Below are 26,249 nucleotides of genomic sequence, written 5' to 3'. Positions count from 1 at the left end.
CCTCAAAACTGCCCAATAGTTAAACCATTGGGCAGTTCATTTGTTAGCTTTCTATCTCAACATTTTGATGGATAGGATTACTTTCCTTGCCCAAGTTCTGGTCTGGTTTTACCCATATGCGATAAGCAATAGTTAATAGAACAAGCCATGTTATGCCTACATAAATTGCAGGACGTGAATCAGGGAAATAACCCATCATCACTAAAATAAACACCATAAAACCAATCGCGAACGCAGGTGCATATGGCCAACCCCATACAGGGAAATCAAGTGCTTTAATTTCAGCAGTAGATAATTTGCGGCGCATCGCAACTTGCGAAAGCAAAATCATGAGCCAGACCCAGACGGTTGCAAAAGTTGCAATTGATGCAATGATCATGAATACATTTTCAGGAATAAGGTAGTTCAGTACCACACCCGTCAATAGCACACCAGCCATCACCACAACAGTCATCCATGGCACACCATTACGTGATAGTTTTTGGAAAACTCGAGGTGCTTGACCACGGTTTGCCATACCATAAAGCATACGGCCTGCGCCGAATACATCACTGTTAATCGCTGAAACAGCTGCTGTAATCACGACAATATTCAAAATATTTGCTGCTGACTTAATACCTAAATTTTCAAAAATCTGGACAAATGGACTACCTTGGCTACCAATCTGGTTCCATGGGAAAATCGACATCAGAACAAAAATCGTGAGTACATAAAAAAGTAAAATACGAACTGGAACAGCATTAATTGCTTTTGGCAAAGTCGTTTTCGGATCTTGCGACTCACCCGCTGTAATGCCAATAATCTCAATACCACCAAAAGCAAATACAACTACAGATAAACATGCCACCAGACCGGCAATACCATGCGGCATAAAACCGTCATAAATCCATAGATTTGAAATGCCCGGTACGATATTGCTATGGTCAGCCTGAAAACCATAGAACATAAGGCCCAAACCACCTAAAATCATGGCAACAATGGCGGTAACTTTGATAATGGATAACCAGAATTCGAGTTCACCAAAGACTTTAACGTGAATTAAATTAATGGCACCCAAGAACATAATTAACGATAAAATCCAGATCCACCTCGGCACATCGGGGTACCAGAACCCCATATAAATACCAAAAGCAGTGACATCGGCAAGTGCAACAATCACCATTTCAAAAACATAAGTCCAACCTGTGGTAAAACCTGCCAGTGGACTAATGTACTGTGATGCATAATGGCTAAATGAACCAGATACAGGGTTATGGACAGCCATTTCACCCAGTGCACGCATAACAATATAAATTGCAATCCCTGCAACAATATACGCTAGTAATACTGAAGGCCCCGCCATTTTAATGGCAGTTGCCGAACCATAGAAAAGCCCAGTTCCAATTGCTGAGCCCAATGCCAAGAAACGAATGTGACGGGTGTTCAACCCCCGCTGTAGTGTGGAGTTTTGTGACATTATAATCTCCAATCCTTGAGGATATTTAGTTAGATTCGGCCACTCCATGTGACCGTTTTATTAATCACACTTCAGATAGACTAGGGAGTAGGTTTGGAATAATTAACTCGTTTAGACAACCACTCGAAAGTAATTCACTTGCCTGTTCAATATCAGGAGCAAAGAAACGGTCTTCACTGTAGTAAGGCACTTGAGCGCGCAAGATTTTACGGGCTTGTTCAAGTTTAGGCGAGCTTTTTAGGCCTTCACGGAAGTCTAAACCCTGACAAGCGCCTAACCATTCAACAGCTAGAATGCCGCGGACGTTGTCAGCCATTGGCCAAAGACGTTTACCTGCGTTAGGTGCCATTGAAACATGGTCTTCCTGATTCGCTGAGGTTGGTAAACTATCTACACTCGCTGGATGTGCAAGCGCTTTGTTGTCACTCGCAAGCGCAGCCGCCGTAACTTGAGCAATCATGAAACCCGAGTTCACGCCACCATTTGCGACCAAGAACGGTGGAAGCTGTGACATGTGGCGGTCCATCATCATCGAAATACGACGTTCTGAGAGTGAACCAATTTCTGCAATCGCCAATGCGAGATTATCTGCTGCCATCGCAACAGGTTCAGCGTGGAAGTTACCACCTGAAATCACATCACCTTCTGCTGCAAAAACCAGTGGGTTATCAGACACTGCGTTTGCTTCAATTGCTAATACTTCGGCAGCCTGACGGATTTGAGTTAAACATGCACCCATCACCTGTGGTTGGCAACGTAAAGAATACGGATCTTGAACTTTGCTACAGTCTTCATGTGAATGTGCAATTTCACTTGATTCTGTTAAGAGGTCACGATAAGCCGCAGCCACATCAATTTGACCACGCTGACCACGTACTTCATGAATACGAGCATCGAATGGCGCACGTGAACCTAACATCGCTTCAACGCTTAAACCACCACAAACAGTTGCAGCAGCAAACAAATCTTCAGCTTCAAATAAACCGCGTAAAGCATACGCTGTAGAAACCTGAGTACCATTTAAAAGTGCCAAGCCTTCTTTTGCCGCTAAAGAAATAGGTTCTAAACCTGCAATTTTTAAAGCTTCAACTGCTGGTATCCATTCACCCTTATAACGTGCTTTACTTTCACCCAATAGAACTAAAGACATATGCGCAAGTGGTGCTAAATCACCAGAAGCACCTACAGAACCTTTAAGAGGAATATGCGGATAAACTTCAGCATTAATTAATGCCAACAAAGCATCAATGACTTTACGGCGAATACCTGAGAAACCACGTGCCAAGCTGTTTGCTTTCAATAGAATAATTAAGCGAACCATCGCATCATCAAGTGGTTCACCTACACCTGCTGCATGCGAAAGAACCAATGAACGCTGTAATTGTTCTAAATCTTCAGGAGCAATCTTGGTTGAAGCGAGTAAACCAAAACCGGTGTTAATTCCGTAAGCTGTACGTCCTTCATTTACAATCTGTTCTACACAAGCCACGCTTGCGTTAATTGCAGCTGAAGCACTTTCATCTAATTTAACTTTAATCGGGTTGAGGTAAGCTTGACGTAAATCAGCTAAGGTCAGTTTTCCCGGTTGGATCAATAATTCCATGTTGGCTTCCTAATTTTTGGCACTATATTCTGCTGAGACGGTGCTTTTCACAATTGCAAAAAGCACCGCCAGTTCTTCCATGTGTTTTTATTGAGTGATCATTGGCAAGTTTAAGCCTTGCTCTTTCGCACAGTTAATCGCAATTTCATAACCTGCATCAGCATGACGCATAACACCTGTTGCAGGGTCATTGGTCAGTACGCGAGCAATACGTGCAGCAGCGTCATCTGTACCATCACACACAATCACAACGCCTGAGTGTTGAGAGAAGCCCATACCTACACCACCACCGTGATGTAAAGACACCCAAGTTGCCCCGCCTGCTGTATTTAACAATGCATTTAATAAAGGCCAGTCAGATACTGCATCTGAGCCGTCTTGCATTGCTTCAGTTTCACGGTTTGGACTCGCAACTGAACCTGAGTCTAAGTGGTCACGACCAATTACGACTGGTGCTGATAATTCACCACTACGAACCATTTCGTTAAAAGCTAAGCCAAGTTTTGCACGTAAACCTAAACCAACCCAGCAAATACGAGCTGGTAAGCCTTGGAAGCTAATACGTTCACGTGCCATGTCTAACCAGTGATGTAAATGTTCATCATCAGGAATTAACTCTTTAACTTTGGCATCTGTTTTATAAATGTCTTCTGGGTCACCAGAAAGCGCTGCCCAACGGAATGGACCAATACCACGGCAGAACAATGGACGGATATATGCAGGAACAAAACCAGGGAAATCAAATGCGTTTGCTACGCCTTCTTCTTTCGCCATTTGACGGATGTTATTACCATAGTCAAATGTTGGAACACCCATTTTTTGGAAATCGAGCATCGCTTGTACGTGTTTCGCCATCGACTGTTTTGCAGCTTTTACAACAGTTTCTGGTTCTGTTTTCGCACGTTCACGGTATTCATCCCAAGTCCAGCCTACTGGTAGGTAGCCATTGAGTGGATCATGTGCACTCGTTTGGTCGGTTACCATGTCTGGACGCACACCACGGCGAACAAGCTCAGGTAAAATCTCTGCAGCGTTGCCATGAAGTGCAATTGAAATTACTTTGCCTTCTTTCGTGTAACGATCAATACGCGCTAAAGCGTCATCTAAATCAGTTGCTTGTTCATCTACATAACGTGTGCGTAAACGGAAATCGATGCTTGCTTGTTGGCATTCAATGTTTAAAGAACAAGCCCCTGCAAGTGTTGCAGCTAAAGGTTGAGCGCCACCCATGCCACCTAAACCGGCAGTAAGAACCCAACGACCGTTTAAATCGCCGTTGTAGTGTTGACGGCCTGCTTCAACGAAAGTTTCGTAAGTTCCTTGCACAATACCTTGGCTACCAATGTAGATCCATGAACCTGCTGTCATTTGACCGTACATTGCTAAAGCTTTTGCATCTAACTCGTTAAAGTGTTCCCAGTTTGCCCAGTGCGGTACAAGGTTTGAGTTTGCAATTAAAACACGTGGCGCATCTTTATGAGTTTTAAATACACCGACTGGTTTGCCTGATTGAACCAATAGAGTTTCATCAATTTCTAGATTTTTTAAAGTATCTACAATTTTGTCGAAACATTCCCAGTTTCGTGCTGCACGGCCAATACCACCGTATACAACCAACTCTTTCGGGTTTTCTGCAACGTCCGGATCAAGGTTATTCATCAACATGCGTAATGGCGCTTCAGTTAACCAACTTTTAGCTGTCAATTCAGTGCCGCGTGGCGCACGAATTTCTACATCACGAAATTTTGTTGTCGTTGTTGTCACAGGCGGACTCCTTCCTTTGAGCTTACATCAGCAGAACATCACTTGTTTCTGCATTTGTATAGTAATGTATTAACTTGTATATACATCCATATACTACACAAATATTTTAAAACGTGAAGAGGGTTTCAAATATTTTTTAAAAAAACTTAATAAGCCAATGAATTAAAATAATTTATTTTTATAAGTTGCATAAAAAAAGCACACATCCTTTCACTAGACATGTGCTTTTAAAAAGCTATTTTTTAAATTTTAACGTTGAGTTAACTCAATAACATAACAATTTTTTGCCCAATTTTGAGGAAAATGAACTGAGGTCATTGCAGTGATTTTCTCAATTTTTAAAGTCTCGTGAGCAGGGAGTACAAAGGTTTTATCCTCAATCACTACTTCTGTTTCTGAACCACTATTAAAAATAAAAATCAGGTCTGCCGAGCTTAAAAAAGTCTGTGCTTCTGTACCATCTACTCTCTGAAAGCGGGCATGAAATTTTACAGGATCATAAATTAAATTTAGATCTCGAATTGCACCATCAACCAGTTCACTATGCACCTGACTTTCACCATGAAAAGCAAAAATATCGCCCAGCTTTAACGACCTAGCAGGCAGATCATCGACATGTAATTCAATACCTTTCCCATCAAGTACAGTAATGATTCGCTGCTTATTTGGGAACAAGGAAAATGGTCCAGAAGTTGTCACATCTGCCATCGAAATTCGCCAGTCGAAATCAAGATCACCTAGGCTTCGCGCAATTTCTAAAGTATAGCCTGCACCATTTTTCCAAAGCATTTTTGTATATTGGTCTGCCTTGAGTACTTCAATCATTGCGTAAATTTGCCTTCGAGATAATAACGACTGCCGGGATAAGTCAGACGGGCACTAGAAATGAGTTGTTTGTTTGACCACGTACGGCGACGGATCAGTAAACATGGTTCAGTTTTAGTAATTTTTAACCACTTACACTCTTGCGGAGATGCTAAAACGGCTTCAACAATATGCTCGCCTTCTGTCACAGGTGCTTTAGCCATTAAGTATGCATTTGGAGTAATGGTTTTAAAATCTTGTTCTAAATAATCTGGGATGAGTGCTGCATCAACCAAACGATCTTCGACCTGAACTGGCACATCATTTTCATAATGCACAATAATTGAATGAAATAGCTTTTGCCCTTCGCGAGTCTGCATTAATACACTTTGTTCTGCATTTGCATAAATTTGTTCTAAAATTAAAACTTCCGCATGGTGCTTATGGTTTCGTGCAACAATCTCTTCGGCAATATTATTAATTTGAAAAAGCGCGGTTCGGCCTTGCCCTTCAGCAACAAAAGAACCAACACCCTGTATACGTACCAATAAACCCTCAGTCGTTAATTCGCGTAGCGCACGATTGACTGTCATGCGACTGCAACCAAGTTGATTGACCAACTCACTTTCAGAAGGAATTTTTTTATTTACAGCCCAAGAGCCTTCATAAATCTTTTGTGAAATCAGCTGTTTGACGCGTTGATATAAAGGAACTGGACTATCAGCTTCAATCGAAAGCTCAGCATGTTCTTGTTTTGATGTTCTGGGCATAGCAAAGTCTCAAAAAGGCAGCAGGCAAAGTTATATTTTAGTTGACATGTTATGTATATACAACCAAATACAACATGTGAATGAATAAAAATAAAAGATTTAATCTGGCTAAAAAACAAGCCAAATACAATATAAGCTAATTTAAAGTTTTATGTAGAGAAATTCAATTATATTAATATCTTATCAATATTTTCATTTAAGCAGTTAGTCGCCTTAAGCTTTGCCCAATTCAACTGTTTTCTATTCGTATTATTTTAATTACTCAATGATACTTAAAAATTTTATTTAAAATAACTGATCGATAGTATTCTTCTGCCACACAGTATATTAATAAACTGGAAGCACATCGAATGCGTAATTATAAAATAGATATTCTTCGAGGAATCTCTATCCTTTTAGTTCTTTTACACCATTTTAATATTCCCTATAAACTTAAAGATACATGGTTAGGTTTTAATTTTTTAGGTGAAGCATTTAGTACCTTAATCGCAAGAAACGGAAATTATGGCGTTACCATGTTTTTTGTGATTTCGGGTTTTTTAATTACCCATCACACTTTAAAAAGAGACAAACAATTTTCAAAAATTAACCTCAAATATTTTTATATCCGACGAGCAGCCCGCATTTTACCGTGTCTGGTTTTACTCATTTTAGGCGTAAGTTTACTTGGGTCATTTGACTTAAAACCCTTTGTAAACCAAGCCCCCAATGGCATTGAAGTCTCATATCCACTGACCATTTTTGCGGCTTTAACCTTCTGGATGAATATTCTGATTATTAAATTCGGCTGGGTGAATTATGCTTTAGGGGTTTTATGGTCTTTATCTGTCGAAGAAATTTTTTATTTAATCTTTCCATTATTATGTCTTTTTACTCGCAATAACAAAGTATTCATTGCCGTGCTCGTTGGAGTAATTTTATACGGACCTTATTTTAGATCTCTACATTTTGGAGAAGAAAGCGGTGCCTATTTATATCATTATTTTTCGAGTTTTGACGGCATAGCTATTGGTTGTTTAACAGCGATATTTTCTCATACATATCGACCAAATTGGACCTATAAAAAACCTCTTTCTTGGTTCATTATTTTGAGTATGACAGCCCTTTATTTATATGCTCCCATTAAAGAAGTCAGTACATGGGGTATTAGCTTATTTGCTTTCGCCTCAGCTTTACTCATTTTATGTTTTCAGCATCCTGCGGGAACGCAAACACATAGTCTGTTTACAAAAGTGATGGTCTGGTTGGGGCAAAGAAGTTATGAAACTTATTTGTTTCATCTGGTGGTGCTTGGTCTCATGAAGGTTGCTTTTATTCCAGCTCAAACCGACTCTAGCATCAAAATTATGCTTTTAATTGCCTATCTCATTGTGACTTTCATCATTAGTGCAGCAATTGAAAAATATTATTCCACCCCACTTAACAGCTACATTCGTAAGATATTTATCAAAGATAAATCATAAAAATAAGCCCCTTTTAAATAGGGGCTTTTCTTTGTTAAGCGATCAACATGGTTTCATCTTCTTGTTTAAAAGGATTCGACCAGCTCTGCCAAACTTGTGGACCTAAAGCCATTTCTTCATCATTTAATAAACAATAGTCTAATTTTTCTATTAAAGCTTGCTCATCCATTTGCATACCAATTAAAACCAGTTCCTGACGTGCATCACCTGTTTTTGCATCCCAAACCTTTTTAATTTGTTCGATGCTATCTAAGTCACTCGGCCAGTCTTCTTCTGCAACAGCGGCCCACCAATAACCTGCTAAGCCGTGTCGAGCCATCGCACCCGCTTGTGACCATGAATAAGCCAATGTGGGTTCAGCAGCCAGCCAGAAAAAGCCTTTGGAACGGACGACTCCCGGCCATTCAGCCTGTATCAACTCGTAAAAACGCTCTGGATGAAAAGGTCGACGCGCACGATAAACAAAGCTACTGATTCCATACTCTTCGGTCTCTGGCCTATGCTCACCACGCAATTCTTTTAACCATCCCGGCGCTTGTGCTGCTTCATCAAAATCGAATAACTGTGTATTTAAAATTTTATCTAAACCAATCTTTCCAAATTGAGCAATTTCAATTCGGGCACGTGGGTTTAATGTCTTTAGAATTGCGGTGAGCTGCTCTTGCTGAGCTTGGTCAATCAAATCAATTTTATTCAGCACAATCACATCACAAAACTCAATCTGATCGATAAGAAGATCCACCACAGTTCGTTCATCTTGTTCGCCTAGCGACTCTCCGCGTTGCTGTAGTGAGTCCAGAGAGCTGTAATCTTTAAGGAAGTTAAAAGCATCGACCACGGTTACCATGGTGTCTAGTCGAGCAAACTCATTTAAAGAATTTCCATTTTCGTCTTCAAAAGTAAAGGTTTCTGCAACAGGCAACGGTTCTGAAATACCTGTTGACTCAATCACCAATTGGTCAAATCGCCCTTCATCGGCTAAACGTCTCACCTCAACCAATAAATCTTCTCGTAGCGTACAGCAGATACAGCCATTACTCATTTCAACCAGCTTTTCATCTGTTCTTGAAAGCTCCGCCCCACCTTCGCGTACTAATGCCGCATCAATATTGACTTCAGACATATCATTCACAATCACGGCAATACGGCGACCTTCGCGATTATTTAAAATATGGTTAAGTAACGTGGTCTTTCCTGCCCCCAAAAAGCCAGATAAAACGGTAACAGGAAGCTTGGCAGATGACTTGGCTTTTGCAGTTGGCATGGCTTAATCTCTTAATAATATTGAAAACTTGGTCATCACTGATGATTTAAACGATCTACTCACAGGAGGTATTCATTTCTAAACCACAATAATGTTATGTTATAACATAACTATTAATCAAGTTTTTTATCTTCCTCCTTGTCTCGTTTGAGTTAACAAAAGGGAAGATTTAATATTTAAAAGCCTTGGCAAATTGACGTTTTATAGTGATGGTCAGGCCCCCACGCACGGAATCCTTGACTATCAATATGAATTTGTCCTGAAGCATAAACACCAAGGCCCATATTGAGTATTTGGCCTTTGGTTGCCCAGAACTGACAAAGTTTGGTTTTGGTTTGTTGGATATTGAACTGATCTAAATCACTAGGTTGTTCTGGCCCAATTCGGAAATCAAGCGCTGCATTAAAGACATGTCGAGATGCATCGGCACCCCCAGCACAGCGGTTTAAAGATAAAGCTCGATAGGCCGATGTCACCTCAAAATCATTAATTACCCCATCGTCAACCAATGCTTTTAAAATGCTGAGTGTCGGAACGATATTGGACCAAATCTCGCGTGGAGGCACTGCATAGGGTTCAACTCCACATTTTTGCCAATCTCGAGCTGAACGCAATAATTCATGGTCTGGAATTAAATCTGCAAGCCCTTTTTGCTTAAGAAACTGCTTATAAGCTTGTACAGACTGTCCATGATCTGCGGTTGCTAACCAAGCAAAATAATCTTCGGGTTGCTGTTTTATTCTGACTACTTTTTTTGTAGGTTGAGGTAAAGTCTGCGTGTGCGGAGGAGTCGTTGACTTGGGTGGTTGAGTGCTACAAGCTGTGAGAGATAATAAAATTAAACCTAAATAATGCTTCATAAATATGCTCTATCTTCACCAATCATGGGAAAGATGCTCATCATTAAATTGAAGAAATGTTATATTATAACAACTATAAAATCTTTTAATTTCTGTTATTAAATTTTAAAAATAAAAAAGGACGTATGAAATACGCCCTTTTATAGCTACAACTTAATATCTTATTAAATATCTGCTTCTACAGCGGTTAATGACTGCTCTGCTTTCAGCTTGCGACGTTTAAATTGATAAGCCACCATCAAACACAAAATCCAGCCAGGAATCATCATGACTGCAATACGCATGTCTGGTGTTAAAGACATTACAACTAAAATTCCCAACATAAACACGATGCAAAGATAGTTGCTAAATGGATACATAAAGCTTGGGAACTTAGTCGTTTGACCTTGGCTTTGCATGTATTTACGGAATTTTAAATGTGTCCATGAAATCACAACCCAGTTAATCACAATGGCTGCAACCACGAGCATCATGAGCAAACCAAATGCTTTTTCAGGGAAAATGTAATTTAACAGCACACATAAAATAGTCACCGCAGCAGAAAGAATCACTGCATTGGTTGGAATACCACGTTTATTAATGTGTCCAAATGCTTTTGGTGCATTTCCTTGTTGTGCAAGACCCAATAACATACGGCTACTGCAATAACTTGTCCCGTTATAAACTGAAACCGCAGCAGTCAAAATCACAAAATTCAGCAACGTTGCAATGCCTTGGCTATCTAAAGAAGCAAAGACCATCACAAACGGGCTACCGCCTTCAGCCATCTGGTTCCATGGAAATAGCGAGAATAAAACAAAAAGTGTCGCAATATAGAAAATCAAAATACGGTAAATAATTTGATTCACAGCTTTAGGTAAGGTTTTGTCTGGATCACGTGCTTCAGCAGCAGTAATACCAAAAAGCTCAATACCACCAAAAGCAAAAATAATGACCGCCATTGCCATCACTAAGCCTTCAACACCAAATGGGAAAAAACCACCGAGTGCCCAAAGGTTGCTAATACTCGCTTGTGGGCCAGCTGTACCAGTTGCTAGTAAATATGAACCGAAACCAATCATTCCCAGAATCGCCAAGATTTTGACAATAGAAAACCAGAATTCCATTTCGCCAAAAAACTTAACATGGAGTAAATTAATGCCATTAATTAAGACAAAGAAAGTTAAAGCAGATGCCCACGTTGGGATTTGCGGCCACCAATATTGTATGTAAAGACCAATTGCACTCAGTTCTGCCATACAGACAAGGACATTCAGTACCCAGTAATTCCATCCAGACATGAACCCAGCAAATGGTCCCCAGTATTTGTAGGCAAAATGACTAAAAGACCCACTTACTGGCTCTTCAACCACCATCTCGCCAAGCTGACGCATCATTAAAAAAGCAATAAATCCTGCAATCGCATAGCCAAGGATGACCGATGGACCTGCTAATTTAATCGATTGTGATATACCAAGAAAAAGCCCTGTGCCAATCGCCCCACCCAATGCAATAAGTTGGATGTGCCGATTACTCAAACCATGTTTCAGGTTTCCTTGCTCTTGTGCTGACATATGATTATTCTCATCCTTGTCACGTAATTTTTTTCCAATAAATTACGTATATCATAAATTAATCAAACTTTCATAGAGATTCATGAAAAAATAATTGCGTGACTTTTCTCATGACCGCGAATGAAAACAGAAAATATAAGAAATGACAATTATTATGAAATGTGTAATCAAATTATGTATTGCGTAATTTTATGAATTCAGTATTATAAGGACATGAAGCAATTGGTTGTGCTCGGTCTATATCAAACTCATAAGACAAAAGTTGATCTAAATAAAGGTTAAAAAACTTATTGAGTAGCTCAGTCCTAGACCGAACTTTTATTTATATAAGACCTGAGATGAAGACAAGGACGCGAAAATGGAACAAAAACTAAATTCTTTTATTGAAGTTTCACCTCAATCTGATTTCACTATTCATAATTTACCTTATGGTATTTTTAGCAGAACTGCCGAAAGCGAACGCCAAGTGGGTGTAGCTATTGGTGATTGGGTCATTGATCTAGCTGCTCTTGAAAAGCACGGTCTTTTAAAAATTTCAGATCAAGACACTTACTTTAATCAACCGACACTGAATAAATTTATTGAGTCTGGTAAAGCAAACTGGTCAAAAGTGCGTAAGACACTACAGTCTCTTCTCTCGGCTGATAATTTAGCGCTTCAACAAAATGAAGCATTACGTCAGGAAGTTCTGGTTAAGCAAGACAGCGTTACTTTGCATTTACCAATTCAAGTACCTGGTTATACCGATTTCTACTCTTCTAAAGAACATGCGACCAATGTGGGTTCTATGTTCCGCGATCCAAAAAATGCCTTACTTCCAAACTGGAGCGAACTACCAGTTGGTTACAATGGTCGTGCCAGCTCTGTTGTGGTAAGTGGTACCAACATTGTTCGCCCATCTGGTCAAATTAAGCTTCCAAATGAAGAACGCCCTGTTTTCTCGGCAACCCGTAAACTCGATTTTGAACTTGAAACGGCATTTATTGTGGGTAAACCAACAGAGCTCGGTCAGCCAATCGCGATTGAAAATGCTTGGGATCATATTTTTGGAATGGTTTTGCTAAACGATTGGTCAGCACGCGATATCCAGCAATGGGAATATGTTCCACTTGGACCATTTAACGCAAAAACTTTTGCAAGTTCGATTTCTCCTTGGGTCGTGACACTTGAAGCTCTTGAGCCATTTAAGGTTAAAGGGCCTCAACAAGACCCGAAGCCAATGGGCTATTTACAAGAAAATGTCGCTAATAGTTACGACATTAATTTGAGTGTTGAAATTCAAACGCCGAAATCGACACAAAGCGACGTGATCTGCAAAACCAATTTTAAATATATGTATTGGTCTATGTCTCAACAGCTCACTCACCACACTATTGCAGGCTGTAATGTTCAGGTTGGTGACTTGATGGGCTCAGGCACCATTTCAGGTTCCACACCGGATTCGTATGGCAGTTTGCTTGAGCTTACGTGGAACACGACTAAACCACTGACACTTGCCAACGGTGAAACTCGTGGTTTCTTACAAGACGGCGATACGCTCATTATGAAAGGTCACTGTGAAAAAAATGGGATCCGAATCGGCTTTGGTGAAGTGAAAAATACAGTTCTTCCTGCATTAACGTTCGATTTTGCAGAAACTTCGGAGCCTGACTATGAAGCTGTATAGTTACTTTCGTAGCTCTGCAGCCTACAGAGTACGGATTGGTCTAAACATTAAAGGTTTAGCTTATGAAACTGTTCCGGTACATCTAGTAAAAAACGAACAGCGAAGTGAAGACTATTTAAAGTTAAACCGCAGTGCTCTAGTCCCGACTTTAATTGACGGCGATTTAACCTTGTCTCAATCGTTAAGTATTTTGGAATATCTGGATGAACAATATCCAGAAACCAAATTACTGCCAAGAGATGTGCAAGAGAGAGCCAAAGTCCGTGCTTTTGCACAAGTGATTGCCTGCGATATGCACCCATTAAATAACCTGCGCGTACTGAAATATTTAAAAAATGAGTTAAATGTTTCAGATGAGCAAAAAAATTATTGGTATCAGCACTGGATTCTTGAAGGATTTCAAAATCTGGAACAGCAACTACAAAATTCAAATGGCCAATTTTGCTTTGGACATGAAGCAACAATTGCCGATTGCTGCCTGATTCCACAGATTTACAACGCGAAACGCTTCAAGATTGATTTATCTGCGTTTCCAAAAATTGAATCGATTTATCACCATTGTTTGTCTATCCCAGCCTTTTATAACGCGGCGCCAGAACAACAACCAGATTGGGAATAGTAAAAAGGAGTTTTAACATGACATTTGCCATTAAAAAAATACATCACGTTGCATATCGTTGTAAGGATGCGAAAGAAACTGTTGAGTGGTATAAAAAAATGCTCAACATGGACTTCATTTTAGCTTTTGCAGAAGACCATGTGCCTTCCACTAAAGCCTTTGACCCATATATGCACTTATTCTTAGATGCAGGTCAAGGCAACGTTTTGGCATTTTTTGAATTGCCAACTCAACCAGAAATGGGCCGAGACGAAAATACCCCTCAATGGGTACAGCATATTGCTTTTGAAGTCGAAGATGTAAATGCGCTGATGGCTGCGAAGCAACATTTAGAAGAAAATGGTGTGAAAGTTTTAGGTGTAACCAATCATGGTATTTTCCACTCAATTTACTTCTTTGACCCAAATGGACACCGTTTAGAACTTACTTATAACGATGTACGCGCTGAAGAAAAAATTGCAAAAATTACTGAAGAGATGAAAGCAGAAATGTTAGAGGAATGGAGCAAAACTAAACGCGCGCCTCACCACACACATTTCTTACATGAAGCAGAGTTAGGAACCTAATTTTAAAGATCGATCTAAAAAGTCGGCATTGATTAGAATGGTTTGCATGAACTGTTCTATATCAATGCCGATTTATATTATTTAAATCTGCTAAATTGCTAGAAAATTGCGCTATAAATGAGAGCAATTTGATTTTCGAAAATTGTTGATTATTAAACATGTCAATTTCGCTAATAGAAAAAGGTGATTTCTATTTTTCAATAGGCTCAGGCATGATGTAAAACGCAGCAATTTCAATTTATGTTTTGAACATCACTGTTTAACAGTTGAAGTAAATTTATTAAGGGTATTTAAATGATTGAAGAAAAAGTATCTGGGGGGGTTCAATCACTTGAAGTCGGTTTATCTGTACTAAATGCTCTTTTAGAACACAATCAACCTATTATTCTCAAAGACCTGTCCAGTAAGCTAGAAATGCACCCTGCTAAGGTACACCGCTATTTGGTCAGCCTTATTCGCATGGAATATGCAAAACAGCTTGATGATGGTCAATATGCTTTAGGCGATCAAGCATGGCGCTTAGGTCTAAACTGTGTTCAGCATAGCGACACCCTACAACTGGTACAGCATTTAATTTACGACCTACAAAACAAAATTGGTTGCGGCATACAAATCAGTAAATGGTCACCGAAAGGCCCTGTGGTTGTTCAATCTATTGAATCTAACCACCCTATTTCGATTGTTACTAAAGTCGGCTCGATTATGCCTTTAGTCAATTCTGCTGCAGGACGCCTATTTGCTTCTTACCTTCCTGAGCATTTTGTTCGTCCATTAATGGAAGCAGAATGGCAAAAGCATCAAGAACTTGGTCTGCACATTGCGCCACAAAACTGGCACGCATTTACCGAGCTCAAAGAAACCATTCGCCAGCAAGAAATGTCGGCAGCAAAAGGTGATTTATTGACAGGCATTAACGCTGTTGGTTTGCCTGTGTTCAACTCGAATCAGAGCATCGAGTTTTGTATTGTTGCGCTTGATAGCGAAATGTTTTTACCAGTTGACCCACAAAGTAAAACGATTGAAATATTAAAAAATGAAGTGAAGCTCATCAATCAATATATTAAAAGTCGCTAATTAACAGCCATAAAAAAACCAAGAGATCAAACTCTTGGTTTTTTTAGATCAGAAACAAAGCTCAGCTTATTTAGTTTCTAGAACACCACGGCGAATCTGGTCACGTTCAATCGACTCAAATAACGCCTTGAAGTTACCTTCACCAAAACCATCATCATCTTTACGTTGAATAAATTCGAAGAAGACTGGACCAATCATGTTTTCAGAGAAAATTTGCAATAACAGTTTCTTCTGACCATCTTTAGTATTGCCGTCTAACAAAATACCACGCTGTTTTAACTCGTCAGTCGGCTCACCATGCTCAGGTAAACGTTCTGGTAGCATTTCATAATACGTATTTGGTGGCGGTGTCATAAATTTCAGACCTAAGCCTTTTAACTTATCCCAAGTCGAAATTAAGTCGTCACAAATAAACGCGATATGCTGAATCCCTTCGCCATTAAAGTCAGACAGGAACTCTGCAATTTGGCCGTTTCCTTTGTCCGAATCTTCGTTTAATGGAATACGGATCATGCCGTCTGGCGCTGTTAATGCTTTAGACGTTAAGCCTGTATATTCGCCTTTAATATCAAAGTAGCGAATTTCTTGGAAGTTAAAGATTTTTTCATAGAAATTTGCCCAATACTCCATACGGCCTTTGTAGACATTATGAGTTAAATGGTCAATTTCGTTTAAGCCTGCACCCACTGGATGTCTTTGCGCGTCATCAAAGAAAACAAAGTCGTTTTCATAAATATCACGGTCAACTAAAAAGATTGGCATACCACCAATACCTTTAATTGCCGGAATGTTAAGCTCCATTGGCCCAACTTTTGAATACATCGGTTCAGCACCAAGCTCTACTGCTTTTTGGAAAGCTTTTGCTGCATCACGTGTTTTAAAACCCATTGCACATGCTGATGGGCCATGTTCATTAAAGAAGAATGAAGCATAAGATTCTGGCTGATAATTCAGGATAATATTGATATTTCCTTGACGCCATAAGTACGCTTCTTTCGATCTATGTTTGGCTACTTTTGAAAAGCCGATTGTTTCAAAAACTGGATCTAATTCATTTTCTTTTGAAACAAACTCAATAAATGCAAAACCGCATAATTCTAATGGGTTCTCTAAAATATCCATCTAGTTTCCCTCTGGTGATTACCTGTTCCGTTTATCTCTATTGCTGATCAACTCAGCTCCTTTCTCTATAGAATACGTATTGATTGGGGAGTATTTGAACCGTCAAAATGCCTTAACCCAACGCATCCTATGAGAAAAAAACGAATTACTAAAACGAAGATATGATGAGCGTGAAGCTTTTGATGATTAATTCCCGTTCCATTTGGTGTTTGTTTTCCATACACACTGTCCTTTCTTATCTAAAAGTACGATTGAGATTTTTCACTAAACCCTTAAAAATCGTCTTTTCCTAAAAATCATTTATAGATTTATGGAGACCAACATCCTTGTTGGATCTCCAATGGCCATTTACCTTGAATTAGATGCTACTAAAAACAATTAAATTATGCAATACATAACTTAATTATGAATTGCATAATTTTAGTAATCTTTTAATTTGTCTGTTTTTAAAATGAATTGTCATATTTCATATTCTGTTTATGATTCTTTATCTTCAAAAAACCTCACTTGCTTTGGGTTTGGAAAACTATGCTTTTAGTCAGCGCATGTTTAATTGGTGAACCTGTTCGTTACGATGGGCGATCTTGTCTGCATGGTAAGCTTAAGCAGCTTCTTCTTGATAAAAAAGCCCATACACTTTGCCCAGAGTTATTAGGTGGTTTTACCACGCCGCGCTTACCCGCAGAAATTGTGGGAGGAACGGGACAAGATGTGCTCGATGGCAAAGCGAAAATTACTGATTCATCTGGTTTAGATGTGACTCGGCTTTATTTGAAAGGCGCCTACCGTACTTTAGAAATTGCTCAGCAAATAAAAGCAACCTGCGTGGTTTTAAAAGAAAATAGCCCTTCTTGTGGTAGTCAAAAAATTTATAACGGTACGTTTCAAGGCGAAAAAGTTGTTGGAACTGGAGTCACCACAGCACTTTTACAGCGCCATGGTTTTGAAGTTATTTCTGAAAAATGAAATTGAAGATTGGTTAGCCACCAATCCAATTTAAATATAGCTACTCAGCTTTAATTTTAGCTACTTCATTTACATCTTTACGGCTCGCCCAATAAGTCGCAAGTGCTGGGCCAGAAATATTATGCCAAAGACTAAAAATAGCACTTGGCACTGCCGTAATCGGAGAAGCCGCAAAATGTACTGCTGCGAGAGCAACACCTAAGCCCGAGTTCTGCATACCCACCTCAACCGCAATTGCCTTACTATCTGCATAAGGTAATTTAAAGAACCGTGCTGCGGTAAATCCTAACAAATATCCCAATCCATTATGCAATATTACAACAGCTAAAATGAGCAAACCCGACTGTAGAATGGCCGCTTTACTCCCACCAATAATGGCTGCAACAATCGCTACAATTGCAATGACTGAAACTAAAGGCATGACTTGAATATAGGACTCGACCTGACGTTTTAGCCATGTTCTTAAAATCAGACCAATCACGATAGGAAGTAATACCACCTGCAAAATTGAAACGAACATCGAAGCTGCATCAATTTTTAGCCACTGACTAGCAAGCAAATAAAAAATAGCGGGCGTTAAAATAGGTGCTAAAAGTGTTGAAACTGAAGTACAGGCCACCGATAAAGCCACATTGCCTTTAGCCATATAGGTAATCACATTCGAAGCCGTTCCACCGGGGCAACATCCCACTAAAATGACACCAACCGCAATTTCAGGAGGCAAATTAAATAATTTACACAAACCGTATGCCAAACCGGGCATCACCACAAACTGCGCCACTACTCCAATCAACACCGCTTTAGGGCTTTGTAATACCCCTTTAAAATCATCGATGGTCATGGTCATTCCCATACCAAGCATAATAATGCCCAAAATCCATGGAATGTACGCTTTCATCCAGACAAAAAAATCAGGCTGCCATAGCGCTAATGCGGCAAAAACAATGACCCATAGGGCAAAAGTTTTTTGAATAAATTGGGTAAAGCGCAGGAATGCAGACATATTTTCGTTCCCTAAAAATTAAAACATCAAAGTCAAAACACGAGACCAATAAATTTAGCGCTCACTCAGCAAATCACTAGATTGAATACGGGCAACACCTTGTTGCTGCATGGTTTGCCACGCTTGTTCTAGCGAACCATTTAGGTTTATCCCCTTACAAGCATCTTCAACCACTAAAGTTTTAAAACCTTGTTTTACTGCATCTAAAGCGGTCCACGCCACACAAAAGTCCGTGGCAATTCCGACCACATATACCGTATCAATACCACGCTCTTTTAAGTAACTGGTTAAACCAGTCATTGTGGACTGATCTGCTTCCATAAAAGCCGAGTAGCTATCAATATGAGCATGAAAGCCCTTTCGAATAATGAGTTGAGCTTTCGGAATATTTAAATCAGGATGAAACTCGGCATCTTTAGTACCCTGTACACAATGCTTAGGCCAAAGCACTTGCAGTCCATAGTCGAGTTCAATGGTTTCAAATGGTTGCTTATTTTCATGATTTTCTGCAAAAGAAATATGATGATCTGGATGCCAGTCTTGCGTTAGAACAACATTTTCAAAACAATCAGCAAGTTGGTTAATCGTTGGAATAATTGTATCGGCATCGGCAACTGCTAAATTTCCACCCGGTGTGAAACCATTTTGTACATCAACTACGATTAAAGCCGCATTTTGTGGTTGTTTATTCATTTTCATGTCATCTTCAATCCCAATCGGGGAATTGCATCCTATCTTGCCATAAAAAAAGCCGATATTAAGTAAGGCTCAGTTGAATCAAGCTGTATTGTTATATTTACTAGCCCTTCTCACCCCTGCAATAATGAGAACATCCTATCTTTTCCTCAAGTTTACCTAGCGATTATCCATTAGGCGTATTGTTCTTATGCGTCTGATCAGTCATAATTTGCATAATTGTCATTCAACAATCTGTTATTGTTAGAACTGGACAATCAAAATACTGCAACCATCCCACATTTTGTTTTTCTTACCTCAGATTCGGATGGATAAATAGGATATTTTTAAAAATGACTCAGCAAGCACAGACCATTCAAGGCTCAATCGTCGCAATCGTCACACCAATGTTGAAAGATGGTGGTGTAGATTGGAAGGGTCTTGAGAAGCTGGTTGAGTGGCACATAGAACAAGGTACAAACAGTATTGTAGCCGTCGGTACTACCGGCGAAGCCTCAACATTGAGCATGGAAGAGCACACACAGGTTATTAAAGAAATTATTCGTGTAGCCAATAAACGTATTCCAATTATTGCCGGTACTGGTGCAAACTCAACCCGCGAAGCAATCGAATTAACAAAAGCTGCCAAAGATTTAGGCGCAAATGCAGCCTTACTTGTTACTCCATATTATAATAAGCCAACTCAAGAAGGCCTCTACCAACACTATAAAGCGATTGCTGAAGCCGTAGAATTACCACTTATTCTTTATAACGTACCTGGCCGTACGGGTGTAGATCTTGCAAACGATACAGCTGTACGTTTAGCAGAGATCCCTAATATTGTCGGCATTAAAGATGCAACAGGTGATGTACCTCGTGGTAAAGCTTTAATTGAGGCTTTAAACGGCAAGATGGCTGTATATTCAGGTGATGATGAGACTGCATGGGAACTTATGCTTCTTGGTGCAGACGGTAATATCTCTGTTACAGCAAATGTTGCGCCTAAAGTAATGAGCGAAGTATGTGCTGTTGCGATTGCCAAAGATGAACAACAAGCGAAGACGATTAACAATAAGATTGCAAATTTACACAATATTCTATTTTGCGAATCAAACCCAATTCCTGTGAAATGGGCACTACATGAGATGGGACTGATTGATACTGGTATTCGTTTACCACTCACTCCTCTCGCTGAGCAATATCGCGAACCTCTCCGCAATGCCCTAAAAGATGCGGGAATTATTTAATAAGAGCAATTTATGATGCAATTACGTCTTGGTTTAGTCCTTGCAGTTTCAGCCTTGAGTTTAGCTGGTTGTGGTCGCTTCGCAATTAATAATCACTCTTTAGATTATAAAAATGCCAAGCAACTTGCCCCGCTTGAGTATCCTGCCGATGCAACTGTACGACCAGCGACACCTTTGTATCCTGCCCCAACTGTAGACCAGCTCGCTATCGAGCACGCGCCGAAGTTTGAAAACGAGCGTGGTAACCGTTTTGCATTGCCACGCCCTGAACAAACACAGGGCAGCAATGCAACAGCAGATGCATCTGCTCAAACGACTACTGCGCTTGGACGCCCTCAGCTTGTGACCGACGGTAATAAAAACCCATTGTTAAAAATTGATGGGAATACAACCGAGATCTGGCAATACGCCAAAGCGACATTAAGTACTTTAAATTACAACATCATCGCTCAAGACAGCAATCAGGCGACAATTAAAGTAAATGACAATACTTATGTGCTTAAGCTGACTGGTGTGGGTTCTAGTCATACTCTTGCTCTATTTAATGTAGACAACACTTTCGCAAGCCCAGATGTGGCGGCTGAAGTGTTAAACCAGATTTACCAAAATTGGCCAGCCTAGTCATTTACTAGGCATTTTTTTTTAAAAGGTTCCCTCATGTTAAAACAAACCTTGCTCTATACTGGTAAAGCAAAATCTGTATATGAAACAGACAATGCCGACCATCTGATTTTAGTCTTTCGTGATGATGCCTCTGCGTTCAACGGCGAAAAAATCGAACAGCTAGATCGTAAAGGCAAGGTGAACAACCTTTTTAACGCCTTCATCATGGAAAAACTTGCTGCTGCGGGTATTGAAACGCATTTTGAAAAATTGCTTTCTCCAACTGAAGTACTTGTTAAAAAACTTCAAATGATTCCTGTTGAATGCGTAATTCGTAACTACGCAGCTGGTTCTTTATGCCGTCGTTTAGGTGTAGAAGAAGGTAAAGAGTTAACTCCTCCTACATTTGAATTGTTCTATAAAGATGACGGTCTAGGCGACCCAATGGTTAACGAATCTCAAGCGATTGCTTTAGGTTGGGCGACTGCTGAACAATTAGAGCAAATGAAAGTGTTAACTTACCAAGTAAACGATGTATTAAAAGCATTATTTGCTGAAGGTAACATGATTTTGGTGGACTTCAAGCTTGAATTCGGTGTTTTCCATGACCGTATTGTGCTTGGTGATGAATTCTCTCCAGACGGCTGCCGTCTATGGGACAAAGACTCTAAGAAGAAACTCGACAAAGACCGTTTCCGTCAAGGTTTAGGTGGTGTTGTTGAAGCTTATGAAGAAGTTGCTGCTCGTTTAGGCGTAGATTTATCTGCTATCTGATCGTTCAAACTTCATGAAAAACCGGGCTTTAGCCCGGTTTTTTTACATCAGTTGTTTTAGAAAATAAATAATGTAGATAGATTTGCCTATTAAAATAAATTAGCACACGAATTGCTTAATCTTCCCTTCTAACTGGTATTTCATCTGACTGATTGCTCTTATTCATGCAATATTTTGCTTCTTTTCTGTCACAGTATGATTCAACTTATAAAAAAATACAGAAAGCTGTTAGGAATAGACTGGATTTATTCTGAACACTGCTTTAACAATAAATAAAAACGAGAAATATAAAATATTTATTCAGGGAGTAAACCAAATGGATCATAAAATAGAGGAAGAAAAAGTCGATCAAACCTTAAGCTGGCGTGAAAAAATAGCGGTTGAAGAACATGAGAAACTTTCACCCCGACTAGTCTATGAAATTATTCGCCGTGATGGTGCCGAGGAATTGGATCGACCAACCGCCGCACTGATCTTTTCAGGAATTGCCGCGGGTTTGGTCATCAGTTTTTCATTTGTATTTAAAGCGATTATCGCATCTTATATTCCGGCTGATGCGATCTGGGCCGATTTAATCACCAATATCGGTTATACCATTGGTTTCCTGATCGCTATTTTGGGTCACATGCAGCTCTTTACCGAGAATACCATCACTACAGTTGTACCTTTATTCAAACCCTTTACCTTGGATAAATTACGAGCAGTAGGTCGCTTATGGGGGATTGTGATTCTATGCAATATCATTGGAACAGGTTTGGCGAGTTTATTTTTCCTAACGACTCACCTGTTTACTCCCGGTATTGACCAAGCACTCGATGAACTCGCCCATCATGTAGGTTCCTTTTCTGCAACCCAGAACATGCTCAAAGGTATTATGTCAGGGCTGTTAATTGCCGCATTAGTCTGGATGTTGCCCTCAGTCAGCAATAAATTCCTGCTCATCTTTTTCATGACTTACCTAATAGGACTGGGTGATTTTACCCATGTAGTGGTTGGTTCTACAGAAATGTCCTATCTCGTCTGGCAAGGAGAGGCTTCCATTAATGAATATCTGTTTACTTTTCTAGTCCCCACCACCATTGGCAATATTATTGGTGGTACAGGCGTGTTCACGCTACTGATTTATGGTCAGGTGACTGAAGAACTGGAACAACATGATCATCGTTAGGTGTAGCTTGATACAACGAATAGGTTATTACTGTTCCTGCTGCCATCTGCGTTGCTGCAAGCGCTCACCTTCAACTTCACGCTTGTTTCTCGCAGACTCATAAACCTTGGTTCCCTTTAACTCTGGCGGCAAATAGTCTTGCAGCACAAAGTGTTCAGGGTAATCGTGAGGATAGAGATAGTTAATTCCATAACCCTGTTGTTTCATAAGCTTGGTTGGTGCATTTCTCAAATGCAAAGGCACAGGTAAATTTGCCGTTTTTTCAGCAAGTTCCAAGGCCTTATTAATCGCTAAATAAGTACTATTACTTTTTGCACTCGTTGCTAAATAAACCGCTGTTTGGCCTAGAATAATTCGCGCCTCAGGCATACCCACAGCTTGTACAGAGCGGAAACACTCACCTGCAAGTAATAGCGCATTCGGGTTAGAGTTTCCAATGTCTTCAGAGGCTGAAATGAGCATACGTCTGGCAATAAAAACTGGATCTTCACCGCCTTTGAGCATACGTGCCATCCAATACAGAGTTGCATCTGGATCACTGCCCCGAATCGATTTAATAAATGCAGAAACTAAATCGTAATGCTGCTCCCCAGATTTGTCATAACGTGCAATATTTTGCTGCGCTACTTTCACTACCACAGCATTGGTAATCGTGTTTTCAATCTCTGGTTCAAATGTACTGGCAATCAGGTCAAGTAAATTCAGTGCCTTACGGGCATCACCTGCAGCGAATTGAATAAGTGCATCATATTCTTCAATATGAATATAGCGTTCTTTTAAGAATTTATCGGCTTGAAGTGCATTATTAATGAGCGTCTGGATCGCTTCACTGTCTAAACTGTTTAAGGTATAAACCTGACAGCGTGATAAAAGCGCACTATTCACCTCAAAAGACGGGTTTTCGGTGGTCGCTCCAACTAAGGTAATTTTTCCTTTTTCAACTGCACCCAATAAAGCATCTTGCTGTGATTTATTAAATCGATGAATTTCATCAATAAAAACTACAGGGGTCAGTAAATCACCACTTTCCGCAATGATTTCACGTAATTCTTTCACACCCGTATTCAGCGCAGATAAGCTCACAAATGGTCGGTCTATCGCCTGAGCTAACAGCAAAGCAATTGTTGTTTTACCAACGCCCGGTGGCCCCCAAAAAATAATAGAAGGTAAATGTCCCTGATCAATCATTTGACGCAGAGGCGCGTTTTCACCTAATAAATGATCTTGCCCAATAATTTCAGACAAGTCTCTCGGGCGTAGGCGTTCGGGAAGTGGAATATGGGTGTCTGACATTTCAAATAGCTTTATCGTCTTTTATCTATAGTCTATTGTGTCTCACAGAAATCTACAATTTGTATCTATGAGACACGACCTTTATTTGCAGGCTGTTTTGTCACATTAAGATGCTTTCTTACTCAGCTTAAGTAAGCGTGCCTTTGAACCATCTTCAATGACCCAAATCGAACCGTCTTGTGCTTCATGCAAACCACGAATACGTTGCTTCATATCTAGTCTTTGCACTTCTTTCACAGGTTTATGCTGTAAATCCACAACAATAATTGCTTCGGAAGATAAGCCTCCAATTAAAGCCTTATTTTGCCAAGCAGGAAATTGCTGACCACGATAGATAATAAGACTCGATGGAGAAATTACAGGAGTCCAGTCAATTTCAGGCGCTTTAAACTCTGGATGGGTGTGATGATCTGGAATAGGTTGACCCGAATAGTGGTCTCCATTTGAAACGATTGGATAACCATAATTTTCACCTTTTACGATGAGATTAAGCTCATCACCACCTTTAGGTCCCATCTCAACCACCCATAGTTGTCCTTGAGCATCAAAGGCCATTCCTAACGGATTACGGTGTCCCAGTGACCATATTTCAGCAGTGACCCCGCCTTGCTTATAAAAAGGGTTACCTACGGCTGCTGTACCATCCTCATTTAAGCGCAAGATTTTACCTAAATTGCTTTTCATGTTTTGGGCGGGATCAAACTTTTGTCGCTCACCTGAACTCACCCAAAGTTTTCCATCCGTCCCAAAAAGCATTCGGTGCCCATAATGGCCTTGACCTGAAACTTTGGGTACTTGCTGCCAAATCTGCTTCACATCTGTAAGTTTTGGCTGATTGGGGTTAGATAAATCTAGTTTCACGCGTGAAATAACGGCACCAGATCCTCCTTGCCCTTTTGTTGCATAGCTCAGATAAATCCAATGGTTTTTGGCAAAGTCAGGATGTAAAACCACATCACCTAATCCACCTTGTCCGCCATAATTCACTGCTGGAATACCAGAGACATCCAACATTTGTTTATTTTTAGGATTAAAAAGTTTTAATTTTCCTTGGCGTTCAGTGACCAATAAACGCTGATCTGGCAAACTTGTTATTGCCCAAGGTTCATCAAAATGTGCAACCGTTTCAACCTGATAAGATGGTTTGACTGAAGTAGATTGTTCTGTTTTAGCCGAGGTTTTTTGTTCTAGATCTTTTGAATTGGTATTATTTGAGCCACAGGCCATCAACAATAAGAAACTACTACATAATAAAGGGGCTGCTAATCGTCTCATCATTTTTATCTCCTTTTGCTTTTATTGTTATATAACGGAGATGAGCAAAAAATTTACAATAAAAGTGTTACTTTATTATACGCTGTAATTAGACCTGTCTTTTGAAGATTCAATTAACGAACCCAACGTACCACATAATCTTCAAGATCATCCTCATGGACATTAACTTCAGAAATACAACGTCCTGCAACTGACTTTTTCGCTTTCACCACACTTTGTCTAGAGCCTGTATTCAAGTAATGCCAAGAAGGTAAATTTTTACCTTCATTCAAACGCTTATAGGCACAACTTGATGGCAACCAGTGAATTGTTTTTAAAGACTCAACCGTTAACTGTAAGCAATCCGGTACTTGTTGCTGACGATTGGAATAGTCCGAACAACCTCCTGTACTGCAATCAAGTAACTTACACGCCACTTTGGTATAAGCCACCTCATGGGTATCTTCATCTTCAAGCTTTACTAGACAACACAAACCGCAACCATCACATAAAGCTTCCCACTCAGCCTGAGTCAGTTGCTCAAGCGTGTAATTTTTCCAAAATAATGGGCGAAGTGAGGTCTCGGTAGACATAAGTTTTCAACGGCTGAATAGATGAAACAATGTGTAAGTATAGCATTGAAGTATGCCGTGCCTAAAAACAAGATAAATTTTTAGAATCA

23 protein-coding genes and 1 pseudogene are annotated in these 26,249 nt (G+C 39.9%); 10 read left to right on the top strand and 14 right to left on the bottom strand.

All coding sequences use genetic code 11. From position 1 onward, the window contains the following. Positions 1-43: 43 nt before the first annotated feature. The 5 genes from AC2117_RS00395 to hutC form a co-directional block, all read right to left on the bottom strand. Entirely contained in the window at positions 44-1,456 is a 1,413-nt protein-coding gene (locus AC2117_RS00395) for an amino acid permease (RefSeq protein WP_133971130.1), read from the bottom strand. A 64-nt stretch (positions 1,457-1,520) separates the two neighbouring features. Beyond that, positions 1,521-3,059: a histidine ammonia-lyase gene (gene hutH, locus AC2117_RS00390; protein ID WP_133971128.1), complete on the bottom strand. Its 1,539-nt coding sequence runs from the start codon at positions 3,057-3,059 to the stop codon at positions 1,521-1,523. An 87-nt stretch (positions 3,060-3,146) separates the two neighbouring features. After that, positions 3,147-4,823: a urocanate hydratase gene (hutU, locus tag AC2117_RS00385; RefSeq protein WP_133971127.1), complete on the bottom strand. Its 1,677-nt coding sequence runs from the start codon at positions 4,821-4,823 to the stop codon at positions 3,147-3,149. Between the two features lie 249 nt (positions 4,824-5,072). Beyond that, positions 5,073-5,648: a HutD family protein gene (locus AC2117_RS00380; RefSeq protein ID WP_133971125.1), complete on the bottom strand. Its 576-nt coding sequence runs from the start codon at positions 5,646-5,648 to the stop codon at positions 5,073-5,075. Beyond that, positions 5,645-6,397: a histidine utilization repressor gene (gene hutC / locus AC2117_RS00375; RefSeq protein WP_017391094.1), complete on the bottom strand. Its 753-nt coding sequence runs from the start codon at positions 6,395-6,397 to the stop codon at positions 5,645-5,647. The genes AC2117_RS00380 and hutC overlap by 4 nt, the downstream gene beginning before the upstream one ends. A gap of 350 nt (positions 6,398-6,747) precedes the next feature. Between hutC and AC2117_RS00370 the strand changes: the two genes are divergently transcribed. Further along, complete coding sequence (locus AC2117_RS00370; protein WP_133971123.1) at positions 6,748-7,860, top strand: acyltransferase family protein; 1,113 nt, start codon at positions 6,748-6,750, stop codon at positions 7,858-7,860. A 34-nt stretch (positions 7,861-7,894) separates the two neighbouring features. On the opposite strand, the gene zigA is transcribed toward AC2117_RS00370, so the two are convergent. From zigA to AC2117_RS00355, 3 genes are all read right to left on the bottom strand, one after another. Continuing rightward, positions 7,895-9,124: a zinc metallochaperone GTPase ZigA gene (gene zigA, locus AC2117_RS00365; protein ID WP_133971121.1), complete on the bottom strand. Its 1,230-nt coding sequence runs from the start codon at positions 9,122-9,124 to the stop codon at positions 7,895-7,897. A 176-nt stretch (positions 9,125-9,300) separates the two neighbouring features. After that, a complete protein-coding gene (locus AC2117_RS00360) occupies positions 9,301-9,984 on the bottom strand; it encodes a D-Ala-D-Ala carboxypeptidase family metallohydrolase (protein ID WP_133971119.1) in 684 nt (227 codons plus the stop codon). A gap of 164 nt (positions 9,985-10,148) precedes the next feature. After that, complete coding sequence (locus AC2117_RS00355; protein WP_042895903.1) at positions 10,149-11,537, bottom strand: amino acid permease; 1,389 nt, start codon at positions 11,535-11,537, stop codon at positions 10,149-10,151. A 358-nt stretch (positions 11,538-11,895) separates the two neighbouring features. Between AC2117_RS00355 and fahA the strand changes: the two genes are divergently transcribed. From fahA to AC2117_RS00335, 4 genes are all read left to right on the top strand, one after another. Then, positions 11,896-13,203, top strand: coding sequence for a fumarylacetoacetase (gene fahA, locus AC2117_RS00350; protein WP_133971117.1), 1,308 nt, complete (start codon positions 11,896-11,898; stop codon positions 13,201-13,203). Continuing rightward, a complete protein-coding gene (gene maiA, locus AC2117_RS00345; RefSeq protein ID WP_133971115.1) occupies positions 13,190-13,822 on the top strand; it encodes a maleylacetoacetate isomerase in 633 nt (210 codons plus the stop codon). The genes fahA and maiA overlap by 14 nt, the downstream gene beginning before the upstream one ends. Before the next feature lie 17 nt (positions 13,823-13,839). Further along, complete coding sequence (locus tag AC2117_RS00340; RefSeq protein ID WP_133971113.1) at positions 13,840-14,388, top strand: VOC family protein; 549 nt, start codon at positions 13,840-13,842, stop codon at positions 14,386-14,388. Positions 14,389-14,682: 294 nt separating this feature from the next. After that, positions 14,683-15,462 (top strand): IclR family transcriptional regulator, encoded by a 780-nt coding sequence (locus tag AC2117_RS00335; RefSeq protein WP_133971111.1) that lies wholly within the window; start codon positions 14,683-14,685, stop codon positions 15,460-15,462. A gap of 66 nt (positions 15,463-15,528) precedes the next feature. Here the strand turns inward: AC2117_RS00335 and hppD are convergent, their stop codons facing one another. Then, a complete protein-coding gene (gene hppD / locus AC2117_RS00330; protein ID WP_042895913.1) occupies positions 15,529-16,584 on the bottom strand; it encodes a 4-hydroxyphenylpyruvate dioxygenase in 1,056 nt (351 codons plus the stop codon). A 528-nt stretch (positions 16,585-17,112) separates the two neighbouring features. On the opposite strand from hppD, the pseudogene AC2117_RS00325 reads away from it, so the two are divergent. Then, positions 17,113-17,584: pseudogene (locus AC2117_RS00325) on the top strand (DUF523 domain-containing protein). Positions 17,585-17,590: 6 nt separating this feature from the next. Here AC2117_RS00325 and AC2117_RS00320 read toward each other — a convergent pair. After that, complete coding sequence (locus tag AC2117_RS00320; RefSeq protein WP_133971107.1) at positions 17,591-18,553, bottom strand: bile acid:sodium symporter family protein; 963 nt, start codon at positions 18,551-18,553, stop codon at positions 17,591-17,593. 54 nt (positions 18,554-18,607) lie between these two features. Next, positions 18,608-19,252, bottom strand: a complete 645-nt coding sequence (gene pncA, locus AC2117_RS00315; RefSeq protein WP_133971105.1) for a bifunctional nicotinamidase/pyrazinamidase — start codon at positions 19,250-19,252, stop codon at positions 18,608-18,610. A gap of 329 nt (positions 19,253-19,581) precedes the next feature. Between pncA and dapA the strand changes: the two genes are divergently transcribed. The 4 genes from dapA to AC2117_RS00295 all read left to right on the top strand — a co-directional run bounded on the left by dapA (position 19,582) and on the right by AC2117_RS00295 (position 23,020). Further along, the gene (dapA, locus tag AC2117_RS00310; RefSeq protein WP_133971103.1) at positions 19,582-20,475 is read left to right on the top strand and encodes a 4-hydroxy-tetrahydrodipicolinate synthase; all 894 of its coding nucleotides are present in this window, start codon (positions 19,582-19,584) and stop codon (positions 20,473-20,475) included. 15 nt (positions 20,476-20,490) lie between these two features. Next, positions 20,491-21,096: a lipoprotein-34 precursor (NlpB) gene (locus AC2117_RS00305; protein ID WP_133976107.1), complete on the top strand. Its 606-nt coding sequence runs from the start codon at positions 20,491-20,493 to the stop codon at positions 21,094-21,096. A 36-nt stretch (positions 21,097-21,132) separates the two neighbouring features. After that, positions 21,133-21,852 carry a phosphoribosylaminoimidazolesuccinocarboxamide synthase gene (purC, locus tag AC2117_RS00300; protein ID WP_133971101.1) on the top strand — a complete coding sequence of 240 codons (720 nt, stop codon included), beginning with the start codon at positions 21,133-21,135 and terminating at the stop codon, positions 21,850-21,852. A gap of 316 nt (positions 21,853-22,168) precedes the next feature. Next, positions 22,169-23,020 (top strand): formate/nitrite transporter family protein, encoded by an 852-nt coding sequence (locus AC2117_RS00295; protein WP_133971099.1) that lies wholly within the window; start codon positions 22,169-22,171, stop codon positions 23,018-23,020. Between the two features lie 27 nt (positions 23,021-23,047). On the opposite strand, the gene AC2117_RS00290 is transcribed toward AC2117_RS00295, so the two are convergent. The 3 genes from AC2117_RS00290 to AC2117_RS00280 form a co-directional block, all read right to left on the bottom strand. Further along, the gene (locus AC2117_RS00290; protein ID WP_133971097.1) at positions 23,048-24,313 is read right to left on the bottom strand and encodes a replication-associated recombination protein A; all 1,266 of its coding nucleotides are present in this window, start codon (positions 24,311-24,313) and stop codon (positions 23,048-23,050) included. A gap of 105 nt (positions 24,314-24,418) precedes the next feature. Beyond that, positions 24,419-25,591 (bottom strand): PQQ-dependent sugar dehydrogenase, encoded by a 1,173-nt coding sequence (locus AC2117_RS00285; protein ID WP_197730958.1) that lies wholly within the window; start codon positions 25,589-25,591, stop codon positions 24,419-24,421. Positions 25,592-25,701: 110 nt separating this feature from the next. Continuing rightward, the gene (locus AC2117_RS00280) at positions 25,702-26,160 is read right to left on the bottom strand and encodes a YcgN family cysteine cluster protein (RefSeq protein WP_133971095.1); all 459 of its coding nucleotides are present in this window, start codon (positions 26,158-26,160) and stop codon (positions 25,702-25,704) included. Positions 26,161-26,249: the final 89 nt, after the last annotated feature.

The organism is Acinetobacter calcoaceticus (assembly GCF_900520355.1).
In the GTDB taxonomy this organism is placed as follows: domain Bacteria; phylum Pseudomonadota; class Gammaproteobacteria; order Pseudomonadales; family Moraxellaceae; genus Acinetobacter; species Acinetobacter calcoaceticus_C.
This window is presented reverse-complemented; position numbering and strand designations above follow the sequence as displayed.